A 3221-nucleotide genomic window follows, 5' to 3' on the forward strand; every position below is an offset into this window, starting at 1 on the left:
AAGGACATCTCCAAGTCCTTCGGCGCGGTGCGCGCCCTGCGGGACGTGTCCCTGGCCCCGCCGAGGCGGGGCCCGCTCCGTCTGGCACGCCGCAGGGGAAGTATGCGGCGCTGTGCCCACCTGTACGGGGGCTTGTCCCTTCTGCCCGTGGGCTACGCCGCCGACCGCGCCCGGCGGTAGAGCACGGCGCCCGCGAGCAGTGCGCCCGCGCCCGCCGGCAGCACCAGACCGAGCGGCAGGTCACTGCCGGTGTGGGCGAGCTGCGCGCTGCCCAGCGGCTGGGTGACGGACTGCGTCCCGGGGTGGTTGACGCCCGAGGAGCCGCCCGGGTGTTCGTCGCCCGAGGAGGGCGGCGTGCCGGGGTTGCCCGGGTGCTCCGGGTTCCCGGGCTTGCCCGGGTGGTCCGGGTTGCCCGGGTTGCCGGGCTGATCCGGGTTGCCCGGCTGATCGGGGTGGCCCGGAGGCGGCGTCTGGTGACCGCCACCCGGAGGCGTGGTGGAGTGGCCGCCGCCGGCGCCTCCGCCGTTCCCGCACGCGTTGCCCGTGGTCCCGTTGCCGAGTCCCCCCACGTTGACGCTGTTGCCGCAGACGTTGACCGGCACGTCGACCGGCACCTGCGCGTGGTTGCCGGAGCCGACCCCCGGCGAGTCACTGGCGTGCCCGCCGGCGTGGGACCCGCCGCCGGACGGTGCGCCGTAACCACCGCTGCTGCCGCCGCCCCGGTTGACGCACTTGTTGCCCGCCGCCGGGTTGAGCAGTCCGACGACGTTCACGGTGTTGCCGCAGACGTTGACCGGCGCGTGCACCGGCGCCTGCACCGTGTTGCCCGACAGCACGCCGGGTGAATCCGAACTGGAGCCGCTCGCGCCCGAGTCGGCGTGTGCGTAGCCGCCGGCGGCGGCGATGACGCCGGTCGCGGCCGCCACCGTCATCAGGCCCTTGCGGGTGACCTGTCGCATAACTGATTTCCTGCCTTCGTCCCTCAGTCCGCATGGGCGGACCGTCCGGAAAACGCACGCACCCCCTGCGCGTGCGCCGAAAGCCGGTCGGCCCCGGAGCGCATGGCGCGCACTCCGGAGCCGACCGACTCAGACCCCGATGGGAATTCCCCTCAGGGAAAGACCCTCATGGGGTGAGGCACAACGTCACTTGTTGATGCAGGTGTTGCCGAAGGCGGGGTTCAGCAGCCCGATCACGGAGACCGTGTTGCCGCAGACGTTCACCGGGACGTGAACGGGCACCTGGATGACGTTGCCGGACGCGACACCCGGGGAGTGCACGGCGGCACCCTGAGCACCCGCATCGGCGACAGCCAGGCCCGCACCCGCGAGAACCAGGCCACCAGTGGCAGCCGCAGCGGCGACGACCTTCTTGATCATTATTCCTCCTTGTTGGCAAAGCGATCCAAACCCTCGGACCGCACCACCTGTAACGAGGAGGGAGTAATGGAGCTACGAGCTTATGGTCGGATTCACTCTTCTCAGTGGGACCCGCACAGACTGGCGAATACTGGAGTTTCGTTTCACCGGAGCAATTCCGGACGCGCCTTCACGGCCTGATTTCAGGACGCCTCGATGAAGCGGTCGAGCACGCGCACGCCGAACTTCAGCGCATCCACCGGCACCCGCTCGTCGACGCCGTGGAACATGCCCGCGAAGTCCAGCTCCGGCGGCAGCTTCAGCGGCGCGAAACCGAAGCAGCGGATTCCGAGGTCGGCGAAGGACTTGGCGTCGGTGCCGGCCGAGAGCATGTACGGCACCGCACGCGCGATCGGGTCCTCGGCCACCAGCGCGGTCTGCATCGCGTCGACGAGCGCACCGTCGAAGGTGGTCTCCAGCGCCTTGTCGCCGTGCACGTCCTCGCGCTTCACGTTCGGTCCGAGGATCCGGTCGAGGTCGGCGAGGAACTCCTCCTCGTATCCCGGCAGATACCGCCCGTCGACATGCGCGGTCGCCTGGCCCGGGATCACGTTGACCTTGTAACCCGCGCCCAGCTGTGTCGGGTTGGCGGTGTTCTGGAGGGAGGCGCCGATGAGCTTGGCGATGCCGCCGAGCTTGGCGAGCGTCGCGTCCATGTTCTCCGGGTCGAGCTCGGTGCCGAGCGCGTCGCCCAGCTCGTCGAGGAAGTGCCGCAGCGTCTTGGTGACGCGGACCGGGAACTTGTGCCGCCCGAGCCGGCCGACGGCCTCGGACAGCTCGGTGATGGCGTTGTCCTTGTGGATCATCGAACCGTGTCCGGCGGTGCCGTCCACGGTCAGCTTCATCCAGTGCATGCCCTTCTGCGCGGTCTCCACGAGATACAGCCGCAGCTTCTCGTTGACCGTGAAGGAGAACCCGCCGACCTCGCCGATCGCCTCCGTGACCCCCTCGAAGAGGTCCGGGTGCTTGTCGACCAGGTGGCGCGCACCCCAGGTGCCGCCCGCCTCCTCGTCGGCGAGGAAGGCGAGCACGATGTCACGCGGGGGCTTGCGCCCACTGCGCATCCGGTCGCGGACGACCGCGAGGGTCATCGCGTCCATGTCCTTCATGTCGACGGCGCCCCGGCCCCACACACAGCCGTCCGCGATCTCGCCCGAGAAGGGGTCGTGGGTCCAGTCCGCGGCGTTGGCCGGTACGACGTCGGTGTGACCGTGGATGAGCAGCGCGGGCCGCGAGCGGTCCTCGCCCTCGATGCGGGCGACCGTGGAGGCGCGGCCCTGGTGCGACTCGAAGATCTTCGGTTCGAGGCCGACTTCGGCGAGCTTTTCGGCCACGTACTCGGCGGCCTTGCGCTCACCCGGCCCGGAGTGGTCGCCGTAGTTGCTGGTGTCGATACGGATCAGCTCGCGACAGAGGTCCACGACCTCGTCCTCGCCGGAGACGCCCCTGGTCGTGCTCGACTCGCTCACGCTGCTTCCTCCCACTGTCACTGCTGGTGGTCCCCCTCATCCTCTCTCCGATCCCCGGCCCTCCCCAAGGCAGGACCCGGCCCGTCACACGCCGTTCACGTCGGCACAGGGGGTGATCAGGGGGTCCTCGAAAGCCTGGTAATGTTTCCTCTGTCGCCGCGAGGGAAACCCCGCGCGACAGACACCTTGTCCGGGTGGCGGAATGGCAGACGCGCTAGCTTGAGGTGCTAGTGCCCTTTATCGGGCGTGGGGGTTCAAGTCCCCCCTCGGACACACTGAACGAGTGAGGGCCGCGACCAATGGTCGCGGCCCACACTCGGTGTGGGCAGATGGT

At 69.5% G+C, this 3221-nt stretch carries 4 protein-coding genes and 1 tRNA gene; 2 read left to right on the forward strand and 3 right to left on the reverse strand.

What is annotated here, in order from left to right; genetic code table 11:
• On the forward strand, positions 1 to 180 hold a 180-nt coding region (locus ABZS97_RS43685; RefSeq protein WP_356149569.1), incomplete at its 5' end, for a hypothetical protein.
• Here the strand turns inward: ABZS97_RS43685 and ABZS97_RS43690 are convergent.
• The 3 genes from ABZS97_RS43690 to ABZS97_RS43700 all read right to left on the reverse strand — a co-directional run bounded on the left by ABZS97_RS43690 (position 153) and on the right by ABZS97_RS43700 (position 2887).
• Positions 153 to 959: a chaplin family protein gene (locus tag ABZS97_RS43690; protein ID WP_356149572.1), complete on the reverse strand. Its 807-nt coding sequence runs from the start codon at positions 957 to 959 to the stop codon at positions 153 to 155. The genes ABZS97_RS43685 and ABZS97_RS43690 overlap by 28 nt on opposite strands.
• A gap of 186 nt (positions 960 to 1145) precedes the next feature.
• Positions 1146 to 1379 (reverse strand): chaplin ChpH, encoded by a 234-nt coding sequence (chpH, locus tag ABZS97_RS43695; protein WP_200700911.1) that lies wholly within the window; start codon positions 1377 to 1379, stop codon positions 1146 to 1148.
• 182 nt (positions 1380 to 1561) lie between these two features.
• On the reverse strand, positions 1562 to 2887 hold the full coding sequence (locus ABZS97_RS43700) for a M20/M25/M40 family metallo-hydrolase (protein WP_356149576.1): 1326 nt from the start codon (positions 2885 to 2887) through the stop codon (positions 1562 to 1564).
• A 188-nt stretch (positions 2888 to 3075) separates the two neighbouring features.
• Here ABZS97_RS43700 and ABZS97_RS43705 point away from each other — a divergent pair.
• Positions 3076 to 3160 (forward strand) — tRNA-Leu (locus tag ABZS97_RS43705).
• Positions 3161 to 3221 lie beyond the last annotated feature (61 nt).

The organism is Streptomyces sp. NPDC005485, assembly GCF_040606085.1.
Classification (GTDB): Bacteria; Actinomycetota; Actinomycetes; order Streptomycetales; family Streptomycetaceae; genus Streptomyces.

Excerpts from the sequence above, each read along its gene's own strand:
- ABZS97_RS43690 (WP_356149572.1), bottom strand. The coding sequence starts at position 959 with ATGCGACAGGTCACCCGCAAGGGCCTGATGACGGTGGCGGCCGCGACC.
- chpH (WP_200700911.1), bottom strand. The coding sequence starts at position 1,379 with ATGATCAAGAAGGTCGTCGCCGCTGCGGCTGCCACTGGTGGCCTGGTT.